This window comes from Rhizobium oryzicola, from assembly GCF_030504645.1.
GTDB lineage: Bacteria > Pseudomonadota > Alphaproteobacteria > Rhizobiales > Rhizobiaceae > Neorhizobium > Neorhizobium oryzicola.
This window is the reverse complement of sequence record NZ_JAUKWQ010000013.1, coordinates 23,042-42,975: the sequence shown is the minus strand read 5'-3', so window position 1 is coordinate 42,975 and position 19,934 is coordinate 23,042. Positions and strand designations below refer to the sequence as shown.

The 19,934-nt window shown below is 59.4% G+C and carries 21 protein-coding genes; 10 read left to right on the top strand and 11 right to left on the bottom strand.

The window, feature by feature from the left end:
- Window positions 1-81 precede the first annotated feature (81 nt).
- From Q2T52_RS24075 to Q2T52_RS24060, 4 genes are all read left to right on the top strand, one after another.
- Window positions 82-276 carry a hypothetical protein gene (locus Q2T52_RS24075; protein ID WP_302079466.1) on the top strand — a complete coding sequence of 65 codons (195 nt, stop codon included), beginning with the start codon at window positions 82-84 and terminating at the stop codon, window positions 274-276.
- Window positions 277-390: 114 nt separating this feature from the next.
- Window positions 391-546, top strand: coding sequence for a DUF3309 family protein (locus tag Q2T52_RS24070; protein WP_302079465.1), 156 nt, complete (start codon window positions 391-393; stop codon window positions 544-546).
- Between the two features lie 43 nt (window positions 547-589).
- Entirely contained in the window at window positions 590-844 is a 255-nt protein-coding gene (locus tag Q2T52_RS24065) for a YMGG-like glycine zipper-containing protein (protein ID WP_302079464.1), read from the top strand.
- A gap of 191 nt (window positions 845-1,035) precedes the next feature.
- A complete protein-coding gene (locus Q2T52_RS24060; protein ID WP_302079463.1) occupies window positions 1,036-1,536 on the top strand; it encodes a hypothetical protein in 501 nt (166 codons plus the stop codon).
- A 54-nt stretch (window positions 1,537-1,590) separates the two neighbouring features.
- Here the strand turns inward: Q2T52_RS24060 and Q2T52_RS24055 are convergent, their stop codons facing one another.
- Window positions 1,591-2,316 carry a beta-ketoacyl-ACP reductase gene (locus Q2T52_RS24055; RefSeq protein WP_302079462.1) on the bottom strand — a complete coding sequence of 242 codons (726 nt, stop codon included), beginning with the start codon at window positions 2,314-2,316 and terminating at the stop codon, window positions 1,591-1,593.
- A gap of 65 nt (window positions 2,317-2,381) precedes the next feature.
- Complete coding sequence (locus tag Q2T52_RS24050; protein WP_302079461.1) at window positions 2,382-3,563, bottom strand: acetyl-CoA C-acetyltransferase; 1,182 nt, start codon at window positions 3,561-3,563, stop codon at window positions 2,382-2,384.
- A 391-nt stretch (window positions 3,564-3,954) separates the two neighbouring features.
- On the opposite strand from Q2T52_RS24050, the gene phaR reads away from it, so the two are divergent.
- Window positions 3,955-4,533, top strand: a complete 579-nt coding sequence (gene phaR / locus Q2T52_RS24045) for a polyhydroxyalkanoate synthesis repressor PhaR (RefSeq protein WP_302079460.1) — start codon at window positions 3,955-3,957, stop codon at window positions 4,531-4,533.
- A 126-nt stretch (window positions 4,534-4,659) separates the two neighbouring features.
- On the opposite strand, the gene rpmF is transcribed toward phaR, so the two are convergent.
- From rpmF to mtgA, 3 genes are all read right to left on the bottom strand, one after another.
- Window positions 4,660-4,845 (bottom strand): 50S ribosomal protein L32, encoded by a 186-nt coding sequence (gene rpmF, locus Q2T52_RS24040; protein ID WP_006724402.1) that lies wholly within the window; start codon window positions 4,843-4,845, stop codon window positions 4,660-4,662.
- A gap of 150 nt (window positions 4,846-4,995) precedes the next feature.
- Window positions 4,996-5,643: a glutathione S-transferase family protein gene (locus Q2T52_RS24035; RefSeq protein WP_302079459.1), complete on the bottom strand. Its 648-nt coding sequence runs from the start codon at window positions 5,641-5,643 to the stop codon at window positions 4,996-4,998.
- A 72-nt stretch (window positions 5,644-5,715) separates the two neighbouring features.
- Window positions 5,716-6,459 carry a monofunctional biosynthetic peptidoglycan transglycosylase gene (mtgA, locus tag Q2T52_RS24030; RefSeq protein ID WP_302079542.1) on the bottom strand — a complete coding sequence of 248 codons (744 nt, stop codon included), beginning with the start codon at window positions 6,457-6,459 and terminating at the stop codon, window positions 5,716-5,718.
- 153 nt (window positions 6,460-6,612) lie between these two features.
- Here mtgA and Q2T52_RS24025 point away from each other — a divergent pair, with 153 nt between their 5' ends.
- Together Q2T52_RS24025 and Q2T52_RS24020 are read left to right on the top strand one after the other, a co-directional pair.
- Complete coding sequence (locus tag Q2T52_RS24025) at window positions 6,613-7,527, top strand: polyprenyl synthetase family protein (protein ID WP_302079458.1); 915 nt, start codon at window positions 6,613-6,615, stop codon at window positions 7,525-7,527.
- Window positions 7,528-7,631: 104 nt separating this feature from the next.
- Window positions 7,632-8,273: a LysE family translocator gene (locus tag Q2T52_RS24020; protein WP_302079457.1), complete on the top strand. Its 642-nt coding sequence runs from the start codon at window positions 7,632-7,634 to the stop codon at window positions 8,271-8,273.
- Between the two features lie 55 nt (window positions 8,274-8,328).
- On the opposite strand, the gene Q2T52_RS24015 is transcribed toward Q2T52_RS24020, so the two are convergent.
- From Q2T52_RS24015 to Q2T52_RS23995, 5 genes are all read right to left on the bottom strand, one after another.
- Window positions 8,329-8,994: a YiaD family glycine zipper/OmpA-like lipoprotein gene (locus Q2T52_RS24015; RefSeq protein ID WP_302079456.1), complete on the bottom strand. Its 666-nt coding sequence runs from the start codon at window positions 8,992-8,994 to the stop codon at window positions 8,329-8,331.
- A 125-nt stretch (window positions 8,995-9,119) separates the two neighbouring features.
- Window positions 9,120-10,442 carry an MFS family transporter gene (locus tag Q2T52_RS24010; RefSeq protein ID WP_302079455.1) on the bottom strand — a complete coding sequence of 441 codons (1,323 nt, stop codon included), beginning with the start codon at window positions 10,440-10,442 and terminating at the stop codon, window positions 9,120-9,122.
- 99 nt (window positions 10,443-10,541) lie between these two features.
- A complete protein-coding gene (gene ispG / locus Q2T52_RS24005) occupies window positions 10,542-11,786 on the bottom strand; it encodes a flavodoxin-dependent (E)-4-hydroxy-3-methylbut-2-enyl-diphosphate synthase (protein ID WP_436799585.1) in 1,245 nt (414 codons plus the stop codon).
- Between the two features lie 82 nt (window positions 11,787-11,868).
- Window positions 11,869-13,062 (bottom strand): MFS transporter, encoded by a 1,194-nt coding sequence (locus tag Q2T52_RS24000; protein ID WP_302079453.1) that lies wholly within the window; start codon window positions 13,060-13,062, stop codon window positions 11,869-11,871.
- Between the two features lie 8 nt (window positions 13,063-13,070).
- The gene (locus Q2T52_RS23995; protein ID WP_302079452.1) at window positions 13,071-13,850 is read right to left on the bottom strand and encodes a DeoR/GlpR family DNA-binding transcription regulator; all 780 of its coding nucleotides are present in this window, start codon (window positions 13,848-13,850) and stop codon (window positions 13,071-13,073) included.
- A 217-nt stretch (window positions 13,851-14,067) separates the two neighbouring features.
- Here Q2T52_RS23995 and Q2T52_RS23990 point away from each other — a divergent pair, with 217 nt between their 5' ends.
- The 3 genes from Q2T52_RS23990 to Q2T52_RS23980 all read left to right on the top strand — a co-directional run bounded on the left by Q2T52_RS23990 (window position 14,068) and on the right by Q2T52_RS23980 (window position 16,377).
- The gene (locus Q2T52_RS23990; protein ID WP_302079451.1) at window positions 14,068-14,841 is read left to right on the top strand and encodes an amino acid ABC transporter substrate-binding protein; all 774 of its coding nucleotides are present in this window, start codon (window positions 14,068-14,070) and stop codon (window positions 14,839-14,841) included.
- Between the two features lie 97 nt (window positions 14,842-14,938).
- On the top strand, window positions 14,939-15,619 hold the full coding sequence (locus tag Q2T52_RS23985; protein ID WP_302079450.1) for an amino acid ABC transporter permease: 681 nt from the start codon (window positions 14,939-14,941) through the stop codon (window positions 15,617-15,619).
- Window positions 15,616-16,377, top strand: coding sequence for an amino acid ABC transporter ATP-binding protein (locus Q2T52_RS23980; RefSeq protein WP_302079449.1), 762 nt, complete (start codon window positions 15,616-15,618; stop codon window positions 16,375-16,377). Before Q2T52_RS23985 ends, Q2T52_RS23980 begins: the two co-directional genes overlap by 4 nt.
- A gap of 53 nt (window positions 16,378-16,430) precedes the next feature.
- Here Q2T52_RS23980 and pyc read toward each other — a convergent pair whose 3' ends face one another.
- Window positions 16,431-19,889: a pyruvate carboxylase gene (pyc, locus tag Q2T52_RS23975; protein WP_302079448.1), complete on the bottom strand. Its 3,459-nt coding sequence runs from the start codon at window positions 19,887-19,889 to the stop codon at window positions 16,431-16,433.
- Between the last annotated feature and the right edge of the window lie 45 nt (window positions 19,890-19,934).

The following is a 19,934-nucleotide window of genomic DNA, read 5'->3' as shown; positions in this document are numbered from 1 at the left end:
AGATGTGACAATGCGCGCCGGCTTGGCATGCTATCACATCTTCCCAGACTAACAGTAGCAGTCAGCAGGGCGGAGGTTGTGATGCGGTTAATCCTGACCATTCTTGGTGTGCTGGCTGTGGCCATGGGTGTTTTGTGGATGGCGCAGGGCACCGGTATCTTCCCTTATCCGGCCTCCAGCTTCATGATCAATCAAAGCCCTTGGATCTTGTGGGGCGCTCTTTTGGCCTTTGCCGGCCTTTGCATCCTCTTCGCATCCCGACGCCTTATTCGCTGAGTTTCAGGGCCGCCTAAACGCCGGGGGAATTGCCTTGCTCGTTGGCATGGAACAAAAAATTCCCCTCCGCGTTCTCGCCGCACGACAAACGCATGTTGCAGTGGAGAGAACATCATGCTTGGGACGATCCTGCTCATCATCCTCATTTTAATGCTGGTCGGCGCGCTTCCGAACTGGGGCTATAGTCGTGGATGGGGATACGGCCCCTCCGGCGGTCTGGGTTTGGTCGTTATCATATTGCTTATTCTCCTGCTGATGGGCAGGATCTGATCTGTCGAATATTATCAATCAGGCAAGGGAAGGAAACTGGACTATGAAGAAGATCTTGCTCGTCGCTGCAATGGTTGGAACGTTGGCATCATGCACCACGACCGAAAAGGGCACGGCCATTGGTGCGGCCTCCGGTGCGGTCATCGGCGGTGCTGTGACCAACAGCTGGGGTGGCGCGGCTGTCGGCGCTGTCGCAGGTGGCCTGGTTGGCGCAGCGATCGGCGAGTCGCAGAAGCACAAGGGCTACTGCATCTATCGCGACCGTTACGGCCGGACTTACGAAGCGCGTTGCCGCTAATATTATTCTTCACGCCTACGGACGCCGGGTTTCGACCCGGCGTTTTTGTTTTGTGGTCGCTGCAATTGGCGAAGCGCCAATTTCCCAGCGCCCCGTTTTACGAATTCAGGCCTCGCATTCGCGTAGCCTGAGATGTGGTTGCAGGCCGGGCAGGGCATTCCGTTCAGGACCTTTTTGAACGGAGAGACCCAATGACTTTCATCTACCAGACAATTTTGCATACGCCCTTCTGGGTGTGGCTGCTTCTGGCCTTCCTTATGTGGAGAGGCTGGCAACGAACCAAGCCTCAGCTGATTTCCCCCGCGACACTTGTTATCATGCCGCTGTTGACGCTGCTTCTGGCCGGAAGGCGCATTTTCATCACCGAAGCGTCCGCATCCTCCATTCTCACGACACTTGCTGGTCTGGTCATCGGAATAGCCTTGATGATGGTGATGAAGCCTGGGCGTTCTGCTCAATGGGTCGAAGATGGAAGGCTGTTGTTGCCGGGCGAATGGGTATCGCTCGGACTCTACTTTGGACTGTTTGTGATGAATTACGTCAGCGGCGTCATGTCGGCGCTCGCGCCTGACCAGCCGCTGACCCGAATGTGGACCGATGCCTGCACCATCTTCAACGGCGCATCACTCGGCTTCATGGGGCTCACCACTCTGTCCTACTTCGCGCGCAGGCCGTCATCCGTCAAAGCCTGAAACAAGCAAGCGGCCGGATCTGGTATCCGGCCGCTTGCTTGTCTGTGTTTTCAATCAGACGAAATATTGTCCGCCATTAGCAGTGATGGTCGATCCGGTGATAAAACCGGCTTCGTCCGCTGCCAGGAACACCACGCAGCGGGCGATCTCCTCCGGCTGGCCGAGACGGCCAACGGGGATCTGCGGAATGATACGCTCGTTCAGCACCTTTTCCGGAACCGCCATCACCATTTCCGTGGCGATATAGCCGGGGCATATCGCATTGACTGTGATGTTCTTGGAAGCCCCTTCCTGAGCCAGCGCCTTAGTGAAGCCAATGTCGCCTGCCTTGGCAGCAGAATAATTGGCCTGCCCCATCTGTCCCTTCTGACCGTTGATCGAGGAGATGTTGATGATGCGGCCGAAGCTGCGGTCCCGCATGCCCGTCCAGACCGGATGGGTCATGTTGAACAGGCCGGTCAGGTTGGTGTTGATGACCTCGGACCATTGGCCAGGGGTCATCTTGTGGAACATGGCATCGCGCGTGATGCCGGCATTGTTGACCAACACATCGACGGGCCCAAGGGCGGCTTCGACCTTGGCAATGCCTTCTGCGCAGGCCTCGTAGGAAGACACGTCCCACTTGAAGGCCTGGATGCCGGTTTCCGCTTCGAATGCGCGCGCGCGTTCGTCATTGCCGGCATAATTGGCAGCTACCTGATAGCCGGCAGCCTTCAACGCAATCGAGATGGCGGCACCAATTCCACGCGTGCCGCCAGATACCAATGCTACTCTTTCCATATTCCCCCCTGTGCCAGCTCTGGCCCTTCTTCCGTGGTCGGCTGATCAATTAAGACGATGGATACTCAGAGTGCCTCAACGCACATTGCGACGCCCATGCCGCCGCCGATGCAGAGCGTTGCCAGGCCCCTCTTGGCGCCGCGGCGCTTCAGCTCGAACAGGAGCGTGTTAAGCACGCGCGCACCCGATGCGCCGATCGGGTGACCGATCGCAATGGCACCGCCGTTGACGTTGACGATGGAAGGGTCCCAACCCATGTCCTTGTTGACGGCGCAGGCCTGGGCCGCAAAGGCTTCGTTCGCTTCCACGAGATCGAGGTCGGAAACCGACCAGCCGGCTCTTTCCAGTGCCTTGCGGGAGGCCGGGATCGGGCCTGTGCCCATGATCTGCGGATCCACGCCCGCGGTTGCCCAGGACACGATGCGAGCCAGAGGCTGAATGCCGCGACGGGATGCTTCGGCTTCGCTCATCAGAACTGCTGCGGCAGCGCCATCGTTGATCCCGGATGCGTTGCCGGCGGTGACGGTGCCTTCCTTGTCGAAGGCAGGGCGCAGTTTTGTCATGGACTCCAGCGTCGCGCCTGCTCGGATGTACTCATCGGCGTCGACAGTCACGTCGCCCTTGCGACCCTTGACGATGAAGGGAATGATTTCATCCGCGAATCGTCCGGCCTTCTGGGCGGCTTCCGCCTTGTTTTGTGAAGCGACGGCGAATTCGTCCTGCTCATCGCGGGTCAGCTGCCACTGGCGCGCGATATTCTCTGCGGTGATGCCCATATGGTAGCCGTAAAAGGCATCCGTCAGGCCATCCTTGATCATGGTATCGATCATCTTCATGTCGCCCATCTTCGTGCCATTGCGAAGATGGGCGCAATGCGGCGCCATGGACATGGATTCCTGGCCACCGGCTACGATGATCTTTGCATCGCCAAGGGCGATCTGCTGCATGCCAAGGGCAACCGCGCGCAGGCCCGAGCCGCAGAGCTGGTTAACACCCCAAGCCGTTGCTTCCTTCGGTGCGCCTGCCTTCATAGCCGCCTGACGGGCCGGGTTCTGGCCTTCGCCTGCCGGCAGCACCTGACCAAGGATCACTTCGTCGACTTCACCGGCATCCACCTTGGCGCGCTCAAGCGCGCCCTTGATGGCAGCTGCGCCCAGCTCATGTGCAGGAATGTTGCCGAAGGCGCCGTTGAACGAACCGACGGCTGTTCGCGCTGCCGATGCGATGACGATGGAAGGCTGGGCCATGAAAATTCTCCTCCAACTTGAGCGTTGTTTTGCCGGAGACTGACAAAGCTTTTCAGCCAAGTCAAACGCCATCCCTTTATGAAATTGTACTAATTGTTAAAAACCTGTGGTTGTGGCGACTTTGCATGTTGCGCCTTTGCCCCACAGAAAACCCTTGTGGGCTCGATGATCCCGGACTGTTAATTTGCGGTCAAAACAATCCGCTAGGCAAATCAGAGTAGCTGTTATTGACGTTGTTCTCACTGTTAAAAGACCTAGGATTGCATAGGTTGAATGGGTTCTCCTACTGCGGTGCACAAACCCATTGTAAGCTCAGAGGTTTTGAGCGTAAGGTCGGCATGGGAGAAACCTGTCGACCCATACATCATGTCGACGCGATCAGGAGGGAAACATGGCGAAGACGGAAGGTGACGTTGTCATTAAAAAATATGCCAACCGCCGCCTCTACAATACCGGTACCAGCACCTATGTGACGCTGGAAGACCTGGCCAAGATGGTGAAGAAGGGCGAGGATTTTATAGTTCAGGATGCCAAGAGCGGAGAAGACATCACCCACTCCGTGCTGACGCAAATCATCTTCGAACAGGAATCCAAAACCGGAAATACGCTTCTGCCGATCTCATTCCTCCGTCAGCTGATCTCCTATTACGGCGACCAGATGCAGATGGTCGTGCCGACTTTCCTGGAACACTCCATGAAGACGTTTGCGGATCAGCAGGTGCAGATGCGCGAACAGATGACACGCGCCTTCGGCGATACGCCGCTCACCAAGAACCTGCAGGTACCGATTCAGATGATGGAAGAGCAGGTGCGGCGTAATACGGATATGTTCCGTCAGGCCATGCAGATGTTCTCACCATTCACGGCGCCGCAGGCCGAGCAGAAGAAGGCGCCTGACGCTAAAGATTTGGATGAGCTGAAAGAGCAGCTGAAGAGCTTGCAGAACCGCCTGGATAGCCTCGGCTCCTGATCCCCCGCTCATGAGCGTCAGCCGGAGGATGATACCGGCTGATCTCTATCCGGCTCGAATTACCAGCCAGAGCAGGCAATAAAAAAGGCCGGCAAAGCCGGCCTTTAAATGCATGATCGGAAACGCTTATGCGCTTTCCTTCGGCGTCAGAACCTGACGACCGCGATACATGCCCGTCTTCAGGTCGATGTGGTGCGGACGGCGCAGTTCGCCGGAGTTCTTGTCTTCAACGTAGGTGGAAGCCTTCAGCGCATCAGCAGAGCGGCGCATACCGCGCTTGGACGGGCTTGTTTTTCTCTTCGGTACAGCCATTCTCGTTACTCCAATTGTCGTGCAAAACATGATCCGCGGCCAGCATGAGGCCGGACTGACACATGTCTCGATCCCGGAAATTGCGGCGCTTATACATGTCAAACGTGGGCTTGACCAGTCCCTGAGCCGATTTTTTCCTGCTAACGCGAATCAGGCCTCGTCGGCAGGCACGATCCAACTTTCGGCGCGTGCCGCCGTTTCCCATTCCTGCCAGGCGGGGTGGTTCTTCATGGCGGCCATGTAGGCGGCTGTGTCCTCATCAACCGAGAAGTCATAGACGTCAAGACGGTTGACGATCGGAGCATACATGGCATCCGCCGCCGAAAAGGCTCCGAACAGGAAGGGACCGCCGGAACGCTGTCGCATGGTCTTCCAGATCGTGGTGATCCGCGCCACGTCTTGCGCCACGCCGTCAGGAAGGTCGATCGCCTTCTTCTCGCGCCGGATGTTCATCGGGCAGGCACTTCGCAAGGCGCGAAAGCCTGATAGCATTTCCATGGAAATGGAACGCGCCATGGCCTTGTCCGCGGGATCGAAGGGCCACAGGCCGGCATCCGGATAAAGGTCTGCCGCATATTCGATGATGGCCAGCGATTCCCATACCCGCAGGCTGCCATGATGCAGGACTGGAACCTTGCCGGTGGGCGAAATCTCATGGAACTTCGGGTTGGAGGCGTCATCGTTGAAGGGTATCAGCACCTCCTCGAAGGGGATGCTGGCGGCCTTCAACGCAATCCATGGCCTGAACGACCAGGAAGAATAGTTCTTGTTGGCGATGTAAAGAACAAGCCCGTCCATGATTGCCTCCCCGGTTTTGACCTTAGAAATCTAGGAAGAAAGCGTATGTGACGCCAATGATAATTGCTGACATCAGGGATAAATACACTTGATGTAATCACCCGAGGCGCGGGCTCGGGCCTGCACCGTCATGGCCAGACGCTGCATGCCGCGACCGGGCTTGCTGGCAACCCGTGTAAAGGGATTGGGCAGGGCAACAGCCAGAAGCGAGGCTTGTCGGGGGGTAAGGCTGGACGCGGGTACATGGAAATAATGACGTGCTGCGGCCTCAATACCATAAACGCCAGGACCCCATTCGGCGATGTTGAGATAAACTTCCATCACGCGCTTCTTCGACCAGATCAGGTCGACCCATAGTGCGATCGGAACCTCGAGCCCTTTGCGGATAAAGGAGCGGCTGTTCCACAGAAACAGGTTCTTCGAGGTCTGCATGGCAATGGTACTGGCGCCGCGCGTCGGCTCTCCCTGCATGGCATCTTCCACCACGCCGCGCATCTGCACCCAGTCGACACCATTATGGGCGCAGAACTGGCCATCCTCGGACATCATGACGGATTTGACGAGCACAGGAGAAATCCGATCCAGCGGCACCCATTGTCGCTCATACCCGCGAAACAGTGCGAGATCCGCCAGCATCAGCGTGGAGACAGGATGGGTAAAGGATGGGGCGTAGAGAATGGTGAGGACGTAGGGCAAAAGCAGGAGAGCGCCAAGCGCAAGGGCAATCCGGCGCAACCAGATCCTGACCCTGCTGTCCTCGCGAAGGCTTGCCAGGGGCTCCTCCTCTTCGGACTGCCGCTCGGGTGCGATATCCACCATGCCACTCATCTTTGCCGACCTGAAATCTACATAACCGCAGATCTTTCCAATGGCCAGTGGATGACGCGAAACTTGCAGCATCGCATTGTCAGGCGGGCTGAACCCTGCTTCGCCGTTGCATGCGACAAAGAGCCATGGCAAGGAGCCTGCATGACCGCACAGCCTGCCACATTTGAAGCCGTCCTGATTGCCAATGCCCGACGTGTCGAGGCCATGATGGACGATATCCTGTCCTCTGGCCCCGCTTCCGGGGAAATCGCAAGACCTCAGACGTTGCTGAATGCCATGCGGCATGGTGCGCTGAATGGCGGCAAGCGCCTGCGGCCTTTCCTGGTCGTGCAAAGTGCCGAACTTTTCGGCGCCGGTGGCGAGGCGGCACTTCGGGTCGGTTGTGCGCTGGAATGTCTTCACAGCTATTCGCTGGTGCATGACGATCTGCCGGCCATGGATGATGACGACCTGAGGCGCGGCAAGCCGACGGTGCATATCGCGTTTGACGAGGCGACTGCCATTCTGGCGGGCGACAGCCTTCTCACCCTTGCCTTCGATATCATTGCCGCACCGGAAACCAATCTCCCCGATGCGGCCAAGACGCAACTGGTGCTGGAACTCGCGCGCGCCAGTGGTGTCGGCGGCATGGCGGGTGGTCAGGCGCTCGACCTGCAGGCGGAAAAGCAGGCGCCGGATGAAGCGGGCATCGTTCTTCTGCAATCCATGAAAACAGGTGCGCTTTTGCGCTTTGCCTGCGAAGCGGGTGCGATCATCGCTGGCACGCCAGTGCAAGACCGTCACCGTATGCGAAGCTTTGGTGAGGTGATCGGGCGCGCTTTCCAATTGGCGGATGACCTTCTCGATCTCACCTCCGATGCAGCCACCCTTGGCAAAGCGGCCGGCAAGGATGCCGCACGTGGCAAGGGCACGCTTGTGGCGCTGCATGGACAGGCCTGGGCGGAAAGCGAACTGGACCGCCTAGTGGAACAGGCAGTCGCTCTGTTGGAGCCTTACGGTGAGAAAGCATCCATACTGGTGGATGCGGCACGCTTCGTGGCGAACCGGACCAGTTGACTCCATCCATCACAATAGCTGACGGATGAGATCACAAATCCTCGTGTGATCTTCCTGCGCATTCCCTTTAGCGTGGGCGAGATCTCTAACGTTGAGCTTCGCCCATGTCCGATCTTCTCTCGCATCTGCCGCAGGTCGCTGCTGCCTACATGATTTATATGGTTGCCGTGGCTAGTCCCGGCCCTGCCAATATGGCGATTATCGGCACCGCCATTCATCAGGGTCGCAAGCGCGCCATCATTCTGGCACTTGGCATCTTTGGAGGTTCTTTCACCTGGGCCATGTCGGCGGCGCTCGGCCTCTCTGCCGTTCTGGCTCGATACGGCGAGGTCCTGCAGGTTCTGAAGATCGTCGGCGGTCTCTACATGATCTACCTGGCCTTGAAGGCCATGCGCAGCGCATTCAGGGCCGGAAGCATGCAGAGCCTCAAGACTGACGTCGCGGAGGCGCCACTTTCGCGTACGTTCATGGCTGGCTATGCCATTCACATCACCAATCCAAAAGCGATCTTCGGCTGGCTTGCAACGATCGCGGTCGGGCTTCCGCCGGAAGCGCCGCCGATCATGGTGGCGTTGATCGTTGGCGGTTGCCTCGTGACCGGCTTTACCGTTTTCATGAGCTACGCCCTGCTGTTTTCTACCACGCGGGCCGCACGCCTCTACCAAGGTGTTCGCCGCCCGATGGATGCGCTGATGGCGCTGGTCTTTGGGGCAGCCGGCGTTAAGATGATTTCGTCAGCGGTGTAAAACAAAAGGCGCCGCTTTGCGCGACGCCTTTCGACTGATGCGGATCGATAAACGATTAGCCTTGCGTGATCGGAGCGATCTGGACTTCCACACGACGGTTCTGCGCGCGACCATCCGGCGTCGCGTTGGACGCAACCGGCTGTGTTGCACCGAAGCCGAGCGTCGACATGCGGCGCTGATCCACACCACGGCTGCCCAGGTAATTGGCAACCGATGCGGCGCGACGTTCCGAAAGTGCCTGGTTATGCGCGGCGCTGCCGGTGGAATCGGTATGGCCGTTGACGTCGATCAGCGTGCGGTTGAACTTGTTCAAGACCAGCGCCACGGAATCAAGTGTGGCGTAGAAGGCCGGCAGCACCTGATCCTGGTCTGTCGGGAAGGTGATGTTGGACGGCATGTTGAGGATGATGCGGTCGCCCGCGCGGGTGACCGATACGCCCGTGCCTTGCAGCTGCTGGCGCAGCTGGGCTTCCTGCTGGTCCATGTAGTTGCCGATAGCGCCACCCGCCAGTGCACCAACGCCCGCGCCGATCAGGGCTGCATTGCGGCGTCCATGAGCAGAGCCGCCGACCGCGAGACCGGTGAGGGCGCCGAGGCCTGCACCGATGGCGGCACCGCCCGCCGTATTCGACATCTTCTGCTCGCCCGTATAGGGGTCCGTGGTCGTGCAGGAGGAAAGGTAGACGCCGCAAAGCGCGGCAATGACAATTTTCTTCATCATGGAATCGAGCATCCCCGTCGTCGTGATGACACTTGATTTACCATGAATTGCGGCAATAGCGAGATGGCGGGACAGGCATCGCGCTTTCACGCAAACGATGCCGGCCCTCCAGGATCATGGGGTCACTAATGCTCGGTGCCGTGGCCCTGCAGATAGCCGCCCTTTTTTGGATTCGGCATGATGAGAGACACCACGAAACCGATCGCCATCATCGCTGTGACGTACCAATAGAAGGTGGTTTCCATGTTTGCCGACTTCAGCCACAACGCGACATATTCTGCCGACCCGCCGAACAGCGCATTGCCGATCGCATAGGCAAGACCGACGCCAATGGCCCGCACATGCGCCGGAAACATCTCGGCCTTCACCAGACCACTGATGGATGTGTAGAGGCTGACGATCGCAAGGGCGACCGTGATCAGGATGAAGGCGGTGACGGGACTCTTGGTGGCGCCGATCGCCGTCATCAGCGGCACCGTCGTCAGCGTCGAGAGCCCCGTGAACAGGATCATTGAGGTCTTGCGGCCGATCAGGTCGGAAATCCAGCCGAAGAGAGGCTGCATCAGCATGTAGACCAGCAGGACCACCGTCATCGTGTTGGTCGCGGCTTCCTTGGTGAAGCCTGCCGTGTTGACCAGATATTTCCCCATGTAGGTGGTGTAGGTGTAAAAGATCAAAGAACCGCCTGCGGTAAAACCGACAACGATGAGGAAGTTCCTGCCAGAGGCGCGGAAGGTTTCTGCAATGGTGCCTGAGCCCTGTTTGCTGCGGGTCTCGTCCGAGATCGTCTCGTGCAACCCGCGCCGCAAATAGAAGGCGATGACAGCGACGACGGCGCCAATCGCAAAGGGTACGCGCCATCCCCATTCCCGCATTTCGGCTTGCGTCAGAAACAGCTGCTCAATCGCTAGCACGAGGGTTGCCAGCAACTGGCCGCCGATCAGCGTGACATATTGGAACGAGGCATAGAAACCCCGCCGGCCACCGATCGCGACTTCCGACATGTACGTAGCGCTCGTGCCGTATTCGCCGCCCACCGACAGGCCCTGCATGACGCGAACGAGGAAGAGCAGGATTGGAGCGGCCAGTCCGATGGAGGCGTAGGTGGGAAGGACCGCGATGATCGCCGACCCAAGGCACATGGCGAGCACGGAAATGACCATGGATGTGCGGCGTCCGTAGCGGTCGGCGATCATGCCGAACAGCCAGCTGCCGATCGGGCGCAGCAGGAAGCCCGCGAAGAAGATGGCCGAGGTGTTCAGAAGCTGGGACGTCTGGTCACCGGCCGGAAAGAATTCCGCGGAGAAATAGATCGCCGTAAAAGCGTAGACATAGAAGTCATACCATTCCACCAGATTACCGGTGGCGGCGCCAACGATCGAAAAAATGCGGTGTCGGGCCTCGGTGGATGTAATGGCGTCGCCGGTTTCAGATACATCATGGGTCATGTGTGCATGGCCTCCTCTCCCTCAAGAAAGGATAGCTAGCGCACTCAATCGGATTTGGCTGCAATTTTTCGGGAGAAAATTGTGCCGGCTTCAGCGCGCCTATTCCGCCGCCGTCTTCTGGCCGAAACGCTTCTCGATATAATCGGCCACAAGCGCCTCGAAATCGGAGGCGATATTGGGGCCGCGCAGCGTCAGAGCTTTCTGGCCATCGATGAACACGGGGGCTGCCGGTGTTTCGCCGGTGCCCGGCAGTGAAATGCCGATATCGGCGTGTTTGCTTTCGCCCGGTCCATTCACGATGCAGCCCATGACGGCGACGTTCAGGCCTTCGACACCCGGATATTTGTCACGCCAGACCGGCATGTTCTTGCGGATATCGTCCTGGATCTTCTGGGCGAGCTCCTGGAAAACGGTCGAAGTCGTGCGTCCGCAGCCGGGGCAGGCGGCAACGACGGGGATGAACTGACGAAAGCCCATGACCTGCAGCAGCTCCTGCGCCACCTGCACTTCGCGGGTTCGGTCGCCATTCGGCTCCGGCGTCAGCGAGACGCGGATCGTGTCACCGATGCCCTGCTGCAGCACATAGCCCATGGCAGCGGACGAAGCGACGATACCCTTGGTGCCCATGCCGGCTTCGGTGAGGCCGAGATGAAGCGCGTGGTCCGAGCGTTCGGACAGCATGTGGTAGACGGCAATCAGGTCCTGAACCTGGCTGACCTTGGCCGAGAGAATGATACGGTTGCGCGGCAGGCCGATCTCTTCCGCCAGTTCCGCCGACAGAAGGGCGGACTGACAGATGGCCTCATGCATGACCTCGCGGGCGGAGAGCGGCGAACCGTTGGCCTGGTTCTCATCCATCAGGCGGGTCAAGAGGTCCTGGTCGAGCGAACCCCAGTTGACGCCGATGCGCACAGGCTTGTCGTAGCGGATCGCCATCTCGATGATATCGGCGAACTGCTTGTCCTTCTTGTCCTTGAAGCCGACATTGCCCGGGTTGATGCGGTATTTGGCAAGCGCCTCCGCACAGGCCGGATGATCGGCCAGAAGCTTGTGGCCGATATAGTGGAAGTCTCCCACCAGCGGCACATCCATGCCGAGCCGCAGCAAGCGCTCGCGGATTTTTGGCACGGCGGCTGCACTTTCGTCGCGATCGACGGTGATGCGGACGATTTCGGAGCCGGCGCGAAAGAGGGCAGCGACCTGTGCGACGGTCGCATCCACATCCGCCGTGTCAGTATTGGTCATGGATTGTACCACGACCGGGGCGCCGCCACCGACGATCACGCCGCCCACATCGACGGCAACGGAGGCGCGGCGGGGTTTGGGATCGTATTGGGACGACATCGGCATCTCGCTTAAGGGGACAAACGGTGTCCCTCAGGTGGATCAACCGGTTTGCCTTGTCAACTCCCGCCGCAGATCACATTCAGTGAGAGCCGCCCGCGGCACCATCCGCATGGCGCGCAAGGTTGGAGAGCAGCAGTACCACGATATGCAGCACGGGCAGGGCTGCAAAAATGGTGGCAAGCCCGACATGTTCCGCGATGAAGCCGATCGCAGAAGGTGCCACCAGAATGCCGGAGTAGCCCATGGTGGTGACGACCGAGAGGCCAATGCCCTGCGCCATGCCGGGCAGGTTGCCGGCAGCGGAAAAGGCAATCGGCACCATGTTGGAAATACCGATACCGGCAATCGCGAAGCCGATGATGACGAAGGTGGCGCTTGGTGCAAAGCCGGCGATCAAAAGCCCGATCATGGCTGTCACGGTACAGATGCGCAGGGTCTTCACAGCACCAAGACGGTCACGCACGATATCTCCCGCAAAACGCATGGTGGCCATGGTGAGCGAGAAGGCTGCATAGGCGAAGCCCGACAATTGCACGGACGCGTTCAACTCATTGCGCAGATAAAGTGCGCCCCAATCGAGAACCGCACCCTCTGGCACCATGGAGAACAGGGCCACAAGACCGATCAACCACGGTAGAGGTGTCATCGGCAGGCGCACCTTTTGCTTGGCTTCCTCCGCGTGCGGCTTGTCTGCCAGCAGCATGGACCATCCAATGGCAACCATCAGGGCGGCGGCAACCGTGACCAGCACCGCATGGCCGAAGGGGCCGATCGTGGCAATCAGCACACCGCCCGTGGCGGCACCCAGAAGCCCACCGAGGCTCCAGAAGGCGTGGCATGACGACATGATCGAGCGGCGCATGTGCTTTTCCGTCGCGACCGCATTGGCGTTCATGGCAACGTCCATGGCGCCGATCAGCCCGCCAAACAGGAAGATGGCGATTGCCGCCGTCCAGACCGATTCCACGACGGTGAGCAGAAGCAATGTCGGGAGTGCCAGGACTGCGGTGATACGCGTCACCCAGGTCGAGCCGAACCGGGCGATCTGCATGCCGGCGACCGGCATCATGGTGATGGAGCCGAGACCGAAGATCAAAATCATCAGGCCAAGCGTGCCTTCACTTAAAGAAAGACGGCTTGCAAATTCCGGGATCTTGGGCGCCCATGCGCCCACTAGGAAGCCGTTCATCAGGAACATCAGAGCGACGGCTGCCCGCTCGCGGGTGATAACTGGGGCACGGCCTGCACGGGCAGTGGAAGGCATGTCGATCATTCTCGCTCTCAACTCTTCTGGGGCATGGCAGTGACGATTTCGCATCCGCTTTCGCGGATCGCGGATAATCGCGATGGTTCGATGTGGGCCTCCACCACCAGGCGGTGATATTGGCCGGCGCGTGCAATGGTGAAGGGGGCATTCAGGCCAATTTTTTCTGCCATCACCGCAACCGCGACTTGGCGGGAGCGCCGGACGGCGGTGCGCTTGAAGGCCGCATCCTCCTGATCGTAGACGGAAAGCTCTCCCCCCTCGCCAAGTCCGCAGGTGCCGATCAGGCAAAGGTCAGGCGCCATGTCTTGGAGTGCCATGATGGCTTGCGCCCCGACCGTTCCCCCCACCATGCGGTTGACGGTGCCGCCGATCAGGATCGTTTCGACCTCCGGCTTTTCCATCAGGCATTGCGCGATGGCCGGCGAATTGGTGACTGCCGTCAATGACAATGCTTCCGGCAGAGCTTCGGCGATGGCGAGGTTCGTACTTCCGGCATCGAAGAAGACCACGGAGCGAGGAAGGATCGTTTCCGCCATGGCGCTGGCCAGGATACGTTTGCAATCGATGTGAAGGTTCAGCCGTTCCTTCAGGCTGGTCTTGGCCTTCGTGACGGGCAGGGCGCCGCCATACACCCTTTCGCAAAGGCCCGCGGCCGCCATGTCGCGCAGATCGCGGCGGATCGTGTCCTCAGACACGCCGAACTCGCTGGCCAAGGGGGCGGCCAGCACCCTGCCATTACGACGCAGCCGTTCCAGAATAAGGCCTTGCCGCTCCTGCAGCATCAACTCTGTCATAAGCAGGTCTCGATCCAAATCATGCATAAATCGGAATAAACCGATTCAAACGTGCATGCAATATGCAAAACCCTTCGGATTGATCGCGCGGTCCCGGGCGAGTTGATATGGGAAGTGAGAAAATTTTTTGCATTTGCCTCCGAAATTCGCAGTTTTCTGCCGAGCTATTGCGCCCCATTTCTGCGAAGACCATTTCCAACTTATCAAGGAGACAATCATGAAGCTCTTCAAAGCTCTCGCTGCAGCAGCCCTTATTCAGGCGGCAGCGCTTCTGCCGGCCCATGCTGGCGAAAATCTCGACGCCATCAAGAAGGCGGGTGTTCTGAAGATCGGCACCGAGGGCACCTATGCGCCTTTCACATTCCATGATGCGTCCGGCAAGCTGGTGGGCTTCGACGTGGAAATTGGTGAAGCCATTGCCTCCAAGATCGGCGTGAAGCCGCAGTTCGTGGAAGGCAAGTGGGATGGGTTGATCGCCGGTCTCGACGCCAAGCGTTACGACACGGTCATCAACCAGGTCGGCATCACCGAAGCGCGCAAGCAGAAGTATGATTTCTCCGAGCCCTATATCGCTTCCAAGGCGGTGCTGATCGTTCGCGAGGGCGACGACTCCATCAAGTCTTTCGCAGATCTGAAGGGCAAGAAGTCGGCCCAGTCTCTCACAAGCAACTTCGGCAAGCTTGCGCAGGAAGCCGGCGCCGAGCTGGTTGGTACCGATGGTTTTGACCAGTCGATCCAGCTGGTGCTGACGCGCCGCGCCGATGCAACCGTGAACGACAGCCTCTCCTTCCTGGACTTCAAGAAGCAGAAGCCCACCGCGCCGGTGAAGATCGTGGCAGAGCAGGCCAATGCCGATTACTCCGGCATCATTATCCGCAAGGGCGAGCCGGAACTACTCTCCGCAATCAACAAGGCGCTCTCCGACATCAAGGCCGATGGCACCTATAAGAAGATTTCTGACAAGTATTTCGGGCAGGACGTGTCCAAATAAGCTTCGGCTTGTTCCCGTTTTTCAAACGCATTCCATATAGAGCAAGCAGGCGGGGCCTTTTCAGGTCTCGCCTGTTTGGCTGAGAAGAGAGCTTACCGTGCCCCACTGGCTGCAATTGATGGCGGATTCATTGCCTTCCCTTCTTTGGGCGGGCCTGATCTTCACCATCCCGCTGACACTTATTTCCTTTGTTCTTGGCCTTCTCTTGGGGCTCATGACGGCACTTGCCCGTCTCTTCGCGCCGAGGCCCGTATCTGCCATTGCCCGTTTCTATGTCTGGGTTATCCGGGGAACGCCGCTTCTCGTGCAGCTGTTCGTGATCTTTTACGGGCTGCCGAGCGCCGGCATCTATCTGGATGCATTCCCGGCGGCGCTGATCGGCTTCACGCTGAACATCGGCGCCTATAGTTCCGAGATCATCCGCGCCGTCATCTCCTCCGTGCCGAAAGGCCAGTGGGAAGCGGCCTATTCCATCGGCATGTCCTGGCGGCAGGCGATGATGCGCACCATCCTGCCGCAGGCCGCGCGCGTGGCGGTGCCACCCTTGTCCAATACCTTCATCTCGCTGGTGAAGGATACCTCGCTGGCAGCCGCCATTACCGTGCCGGAATTGTTCCAGGCTGCGCAGCGTATCGTTGCGACCACCTACGAGCCTCTCATCCTCTATATTGAAGCGGCGCTGATCTATCTGGTGCTCAGCACCGTGCTCTCGTCGTTGCAGGCGCGCCTGGAAAAACGCTTCGCCCGCTATGGCGGCATGCTGGAGGCCAATGCATGATCGAGCTTTCCCATATCCAGAAGCGCTTCGGTGAAGCCGTGATCCTGAACGATATCAGCATCGCCATGCCGGAAGGCAGCGTGACGGCGCTTGTCGGCCCGTCCGGCGGCGGCAAGAGCACACTGCTTCGCTGCATCAACCTGCTGGAAATTCCGACAGCGGGTTCCTTGACGCTGGGTGACGAGAAGCTGGCTTTCACGCCGGGCCAGAAAACGCCGTGGCCCGCCATCCAGCGCATTCGCCGCCAGACAGGGATGGTGTTCCAGAACTTTCAGCTTTTCCCGCATCGTACGGCGCTGGAAAATGTCATGGAGGGGCTGATGACGGTTCTGAAATGGCCAAGGGAGAAGGCGCGAGAACGCGCGATGGCACTGCTGACCAAGGTCGGCATGGCGCACAAGGCGGATGCCTGGCCTTCCACCCTTTCCGGCGGACAGCAGCAGCGCGTGGCGATTGCTCGGGCGCTGGCACCTTCACCGCGCGTGCTGCTGTGTGACGAGCCGACCTCGGCGCTTGACCCGGAACTGGCGGCTGAAGTGGTGGATGTGCTGGCAAAGCTTGCGCAAGAAGGCACGACCATGGTGATGGCAACGCATGACCTGCGGCTTGCCTCCAGCATCGCCAACCGCGTGATCTTTCTGGAAGCGGGACGCATCGTCGAAGCCGGCTCTTCTGCCGATATCTTCCAGAACCCACGCGAAGAACGAACCCGCCGCTTCGTCGCCAGCGTGACGGCGGCGCAGACGACGGGCGCCTGACATAGAAAGGCGCCGCATAAACCTGCGGCGCCCCATCATCTCGACCGGATCAATTAAGCCGCGTAGACGACCAGCAGATCCTTGGCGTCGATCTGGTCGCCGGCCTTCACGGCCACGTCGGTGATCTCGCCATCCTTTTCTGCATGCAGCGCCGTTTCCATCTTCATCGCTTCGATGGAAAGCAGCACGTCGCCGGCCTTCACCTTCTGGCCCGCAGCAACGAAGACGCGGGAAATGACACCCGGCATCGGCGCGCCGAGTTGCGCTGCATTGCCCGCTTCAGCCTTGCGGCGCGCAATGCTTGAGGCGGCGCGGCTGCGATCTGGCACCTTGATGCGGCGTGGCTGGCCGTTCAGTTCGAAGAAGACGGTGACCAACCCTTGCGCATCGGGGGCGCTTGCCGCCTGATTGACAACGACCAGGGTTTTGCCGCGCTCGATATCGGCAAACAGCTCTTCACCGTCCGCCATGCCGTAGAAGTAGGCAGGCGTCGGGAGAACCGAGACCGGGCCATAGGTATCGGAGGCCAGCGCGAAGTCGGTAAAGACCTTCGGATACATCAGATAGGAGGCGAACTCGAAATCATCGATCGCGCGGCCCAGCTTCTCTTCGATCGCCTTGCGTTCGGCATCGAGATCGGCGTCCTTCAGCAATGAGCCCGGTCGCTCGGTATAGGGCTTGTCGCCCTTCAGCGCCTTCTTCTGCAACGCTTCCGGCCATCCGCCTGGAGGCTGACCAAGATCGCCGCGCAGCATGGAGACGACCGAGTCCGGGAATGCGATATCACGGCTTGGATTTTCGACATCCGCAACGGTCAGATCCTGGCTCACCATCATCAGCGCCATGTCGCCGACCACCTTGGAGGAGGGCGTGACTTTGACGATATCGCCGAACATCTGGTTGACGTCGGCATAGGTCTGGGCCACTTCGTGCCAACGGGTTTCAAGACCCAGCGACCGGGCCTGTTCCTTGAGATTGGTGAACTGGCCGCCCGGCATTTCATGGAGATAGACTTCCGAAGCCGGACCCTTGAGGTCGCTTTCGAAGGCCGCATATTGGTGGCGCACTGCTTCCCAATAGAAGGAGATGCGGCGGATCCATTCGGGATCGAGGCCCGGATCGCGCTCCGTACCCGATAGGGCTTCCACAATGGAGCCGAGGCAGGGCTGCGAGGTGTTGCCGGAGAAGGCGTCCATGGCTGCATCCACGGCATCGACGCCGGAATCGATCGCGGCGAGAACCGTTGCCGCCGAGATGCCTGACGTATCATGCGTGTGGAAATGGATCGGCAGGCTTGTGGCTTCGCGGAGTGCCTTGAACAGGACGCGGGCGGCGGCAGGCTTCAAGAGGCCCGCCATGTCCTTTAGCGCGATAATGTGAGCGCCAGCCTTTTCCAGCTCTTCCGCCAGCGAGACATAGTACTTCAGATCGTATTTTGGACGCGCACTGTTCAGGAGATCGCCCGTGTAGCAGATCGTTGCCTCGCAGAGCTTGTTCTCTTCCTGGATGGCGTCCATGGAAACGCGCATGTTCTCCACCCAGTTCAGGCAGTCGAACACGCGGAAGAGATCGATGCCGCCCTTCGCCGCCTGGCGTACGAAGTACTTCACCACATTGTCCGGATAGTTGGTGTAACCCACACCGTTCGCGCCGCGTAGCAGCATTTGCAGAAGGAAATTCGGCGCGCCTTCGCGGATCAGGGAGAGACGCTCCCACGGATCTTCCGTCAGGAAGCGCATGGACACATCGAATGTCGCACCGCCCCAGCATTCCAGCGAGAAGAGGTTGGGCAGTGCCTTGGCGTAAACAGGTGCGATGCGGGCAATATCGAAGGTGCGCATGCGGGTGGCGAGCAGCGACTGGTGACCGTCACGCATGGTCGTGTCGGTCAGCAGCACGCGCTTCTCATTGCGCATCCATTCCGCAAACGCCTTGGGTCCCAGCTCATCGAACTTCTGCTTGGTGCCGGCCTGCACCTCGGCTTCGATGTAGGGAACAACCGGCTTCGGTGCCTTGTCGGAAGGCTTCGGACGGCCCTTTGTCTCGGGGTGGCCGTTGACGGTGACATCGGCGAGATAGGTTAGAAGCTTGGTCGCACGGTCCTGGCGCTTCACCTGCTGGAAGAGTTCCGGCGTCGTGTCGATAAAGCGGGTCGTATAGGAGTTATCACGGAAGTTCGGGTGACCGATGATCGCTTCTAGGAAGGTGAGGTTTGTTGCCACGCCGCGAATACGGAACTCGCGCAGCGCGCGGTCCATGCGGCTGATCGCCTCCTGCGGCGTGCCCCCAGAGGCCGTTACCTTCACCAGCAATGGATCATAGTAGCGGGTGATGATCGCGCCCGTATAGGCTGTGCCGCCATCAAGACGAATGCCGAAACCGGCTGCAGAACGATAGGCAGTGATGCGGCCATAATCCGGGATGAAGTTCTGTTCCGGGTCTTCCGTTGTGATGCGGCACTGCAGCGCGTGACCGTTGAGGCGGATGTTTTCCTGGGCTGGCACACCGGATTCCGGCGTGCCGATGGCTGCGCCTTCGAGAATGTGGATCTGCGCCTTGACGATATCGATGCCGGTCACGACTTCCGTGACCGTATGCTCGACTTGGATGCGTGGGTTGACTTCGATGAAGTAGAATTTGCCCGTATCAGCATCCATTAGATATTCGACGGTGCCGGCACCGATATAGTTCGTCGCAGCGGCAATCTTCAGCGAATAGCCGGCCAGTTCCTGCCGCTGGGCTTCCGAAAGATAAGGCGCAGGCGCGCGTTCGACCACCTTCTGGTTACGGCGCTGGATGGAGCAGTCACGCTCGAAGAGATGAACCACATTGCCGTGCGTATCGCCCAGCACCTGGCTTTCCACATGGCGCGCACGCTCGACAAGCTTTTCCAGATAGACTTCATCCTTGCCGAAGGCGGCCATGGCTTCGCGCTTGGCTTCGGTGACTTCCTTGGCAAGATCGGCCTCTGAGCGGATGACGCGCATGCCGCGCCCGCCGCCGCCCCAAGATGCCTTTAGCATGACCGGGTAGCCGATCTCGGCGGCCATCTTCTTCACAGTCTCGATATCATCCGGCAGCGGCTCCGTCGCCGGAACGACAGGCACGCCAACGGAAATAGCCAGATTGCGGGCAGCGACCTTGTTGCCGAGTTGGCGCATGGTATCGGCAGTCGGGCCGATGAAAATGATGCCTGCATCGTTGCAGGCCTCGACGAATTCTGGACTTTCCGACAGGAGGCCGTAGCCCGGATGGATTGCGTCTGCGCCGGACAGTTTGGCAACGCGGATCACTTCCGGAATGGAGAGGTAGCTTTCGATCGGCCCAAGGTCACGCGCCAGATGTGGGCCACGACCGACCTGATAGCTCTCATCCGCTTTGAACCGGTGCAGGGAAAGTTTGTCCTCCTCTGCCCAAATCGCGACCGTTTTGATGCCCAATTCATTGGCCGCGCGGAACACGCGAATGGCGATTTCGGACCGGTTGGCGACAAGAATCTTCCTGATCTGCAAAGCAATTCCCCCTCGAACTCCGCGGGTCATGCTGCACCCGCGAAG